This is a genomic window from Rhizobacter sp. P2_H2, assembly GCF_056403375.1.
The window spans coordinates 1-3,379 of sequence record NZ_JBFUFP010000592.1; the positions used below are offsets into that span (position 1 = coordinate 1).

Here is a 3,379-nt window from a genome sequence, read left to right on the forward strand (position 1 = left end):
GTCGGGAAGGCCTTCAGCGCCTGGGTGATCTCGTTGGCGCGCACCGTCGAGGCCTTGGCATCGTCGGTGAACAGCGCTTCGAGCGTGGCATCCGGGCTCTTGGCGATCGCCTTGCCGCGGGTCACGCCGATCGACACGTTGCGTGCCCATTCGGCGGCCAGGCGCTCCTTGGCGAGCGGCTCGGCCATCATCTGCTGGGTGGCCTGGGCGATGCTGCCCAGGCGCCAGACGCCGACGACCATGATCAGGCACAGGAGCGCCAGGGTGACGGCAAATCCGCCACCCAGGCGGACTCCGACACGAACGTCATTCAACTTCATGACTCTGCTCCGGTTGTTCGAAAGGGGGCCCGCTCGCGCGGGCCGGTCTCAGTGGCAAGAGCGTCAGTGGCGCGAGCGGCGCACCAGGCTGCCCACGTCCAGGATCAGCGCCACGCGGCCGTCACCCATGATGGTGGCGCCCGACACGTCGTTGACCTTGCGGTAGTTGGCTTCGAGGTTCTTCACGACGACCTGCTGCTGTCCGAGCAGCTCGTCGACCAGCAGCGCGACGCGGCCGCCTTCGGCCTCGACCACCACCATGATCCCGCTGACGTGCTCGAAGTCGAAGCGCGGCACGTTGAACACGTGCTCCATCTCCAGCACCGGCATGTACTCGTCGCGCACCTCGACCACGCGGCCGGAGCCACCGATCGTCTTGACCATGTCGGGCTGCACCTGGAACGACTCGATCACCGACGACAGCGGGAGGATGTAGACCTCTTCGCCGACGCCCACCGACATGCCGTCCATGATGGCCAGCGTCAGCGGCAGGCGCACCGAGACGCGCATGCCGTAGCCTTCGGCCGAATCGATCTCGACGGTGCCGCCCAGTGCGGTGATGTTCTTCTTGACCACGTCCATGCCGACGCCGCGGCCGGACACGTCCGTCACCACATCGGCGGTCGAGAAGCCGGGGGCGAAGATCAGGCCCCACACCTCCTGGTCGGTCATCGAGTCGGGGGCCGGGATGCCGCGCTCGCGGGCCTTCTTCAGCAGCTTCTCGCGCGACAGGCCGCGACCGTCGTCGCGCACCTCGATGACGATCGAGCCGCCCTGGTGGGACGCGCTCAGCGTGATCGTGCCGGTCTCGGGCTTGCCCTTGGCGACGCGGTCGGCGGGGGTCTCGATGCCGTGGTCGCAGCTGTTGCGCACCAGGTGGGTCAGCGGGTCGGTGATCTTCTCGACCAGGCCCTTGTCCAGTTCGGTGGCTTCGCCGAGCGTCACGAAGTCGACCTTCTTGCCGAGCTTGGCGGCCAGGTCGCGCAGCATGCGCGGGAAGCGGCTGAACACCATCGACATCGGGATCATGCGGATCGACATCACCGATTCCTGCAGATCGCGGGTGTTGCGGTCCAGGTCGGCAAGGCCGGCGGCCAGCTGCTGGTACAGCGCCGGGTCCAGGCCCTGGCTGTTCTGGGCCAGCATGGCCTGGGTGATCACGAGTTCGCCGACCAGGTTGATCAGCTGGTCGACCTTCTCGACCGACACGCGCAGCGTCGAGGCCTCGACCGCGGCGGCCGGGGCCTTCTCGGCCTTCGCGACCGGCTTGGCAGCAGGCTTGGCGGACTCGACCGGCGCGGCAGCGTCGGCGGACGGCGCGGCGTCGGCGGCCGGGGCGGCGGCGGCGTTCGGTGCGCCCGGGGCGTCGTCGAAGAAGCCGTAGCCGAGGTCGGCCTCGCTCGGCGCGGTGGCGGCCGGGGCACCCGGCGAGCCTTCATGGAAGCCGTAGCCGGGGCCGAGCGGCAGCAGTGCAACCTGCTCGCGCGCCACGTGGAAGGTGAACAGGTCCAGCAGGTCGCTGTCGCTGCTGGTGGTGCAGATCTTGAAGCGGCGCATGCCGTCGGCCGACATGCCGTTGTCCAGCGGCTCGATGGTGCCGAGGTCGGTGATTTCCTTGAACAGCTCGACCAGGTTGTCGGCGTCCGTCAGGTTCTTCAGCGGGCCGACGCGCAGCTCGAGCACGCGGGCGTGGCCGGCGACCGACGGGGCGGGCATCGCCGAAGCCGGTGCGGCCGCCTTGGGCTTCGCGGCCGGTGCGGCGGCGGGTGCGGCGCTGGTGGTGGCGGCCGGGGGGGCCTCGCCGGCGACCATCGCGCGGATGTTGAACAGCAGCTCGGTGGTGTCGAGTTCGTCGCCGCCGTTGCCCTGGTGGCGTGCCAGCTGGGCGCGCAGCGCGTCGCCCGATTGCAGCAGCACGTCGACCATCGGCGCGGTCGGGGTCAGTTCATGGCGGCGCAGCTTGTCCAGCAGCGTCTCCATCTGGTGCGTCAGCTCGGCGACGTCGGAGAAGCCGAAGGTCGCGGCGCCGCCCTTGATCGAGTGGGCGCAGCGGAAGATCGCGTTGAGCTCTTCGTCGTCGGCCGACTCGATGTCGAGGTCGAGCAGCAGCTTCTCCATGCGGTCGAGGTTCTCGCCCGCTTCCTCGAAGAAGACCTGATAGAACTGGCTCAGGTCGATGCCGGCGCTCAGCTGAGAGCCTTCGGAGGTCATCTCGCCCATGGCGTGCTCCTGGATGGAATGTCGTTATTGGTCGATGGCGAACAGGTCGGTGCGCGAGCCGCGAAGCTCAGCGCACGACCTTCTTGATGACTTCGATCAGCTTGGCCGGATCGAACGGCTTGACCAGCCAGCCGGTGGCGCCGGCGCTGCGGCCTGCCTGCTTCATCTGGTCGCTCGACTCGGTGGTCAGGATCAGGATCGGCGTGCTCTTGAACTTCGGGTTGTCGCGCAGCTTCTTGGTCAGGCTGATGCCGTCCATGCGGGGCATGTTCTGGTCGGTCAGCACGAGGTCGAAGTCGCGACCGCTGGTCTTCTCGTACGCGTCCTGGCCGTCCACGGCCTCGACGACGTTGTAGCCGGCGCTCTTCAGCGTGAAGGACACCATCTGGCGCATGGAGGCGGAATCGTCGACGGCGAGGATGGAATGCATGGGTTTCTCCGGATTTCTCGAAAACTGTTTCGGTAGGTGGGACTGAAGTCTTGAGGGGCGGCCTAGAACAACTCGATGGAGCCGACATCCATTTCGGCCTGGGTCACCGGGTTGGGTCGCAACGGGGCTTCCTCGACCACGGTCTCACCGTCTTCGTCATCCGCGAAGGCCTCGCGGGCCAGCCGGTCGACGCAGTTGCGCAACCGGCGGTTGGTGTGATGGATCAGCTGGGACGCCATGTCCTGGAACTGCAGCGCGGTGACCGCGCCGCCCAGATCCTGCATGACGCCGCTGAAGACCTGGTCGCTTTCCTCGCCCGAGTGGGGGCGTTCGCGCAGGACGCGGATCTGTTCCGAGGCGCCGTAGAAGCGCTGCATCAGCGTGTCGCAGGCGTCGGCCAGCAGGGTCT

Annotated in this window: 4 protein-coding genes; all 4 read right to left on the minus strand. The window is 67.8% G+C overall.

Translation table 11 applies throughout. The features are described from left to right. On the minus strand, positions 1 to 320 hold a 320-nt coding region (locus tag AC1D15_RS23030), incomplete at its 3' end, for an MCP four helix bundle domain-containing protein (RefSeq protein ID WP_477827802.1). 63 nt (positions 321 to 383) lie between these two features. Beyond that, positions 384 to 2,540: a chemotaxis protein CheA gene (locus tag AC1D15_RS23035; RefSeq protein ID WP_477827803.1), complete on the minus strand. Its 2,157-nt coding sequence runs from the start codon at positions 2,538 to 2,540 to the stop codon at positions 384 to 386. Positions 2,541 to 2,607: 67 nt separating this feature from the next. Continuing rightward, positions 2,608 to 2,970 (minus strand): response regulator, encoded by a 363-nt coding sequence (locus tag AC1D15_RS23040; RefSeq protein WP_047511098.1) that lies wholly within the window; start codon positions 2,968 to 2,970, stop codon positions 2,608 to 2,610. A 62-nt stretch (positions 2,971 to 3,032) separates the two neighbouring features. Further along, positions 3,033 to 3,379, minus strand: a 347-nt coding sequence (locus AC1D15_RS23045) for a hypothetical protein (protein ID WP_477827804.1), incomplete at its 5' end; no start/stop codon positions are given.

Excerpts from the sequence above, each read along its gene's own strand:
- AC1D15_RS23040 (WP_047511098.1), bottom strand. The coding sequence starts at position 2,970 with ATGCATTCCATCCTCGCCGTCGACGATTCCGCCTCCATGCGCCAGATG.
- AC1D15_RS23035 (WP_477827803.1), bottom strand. The coding sequence starts at position 2,540 with ATGGGCGAGATGACCTCCGAAGGCTCTCAGCTGAGCGCCGGCATCGAC.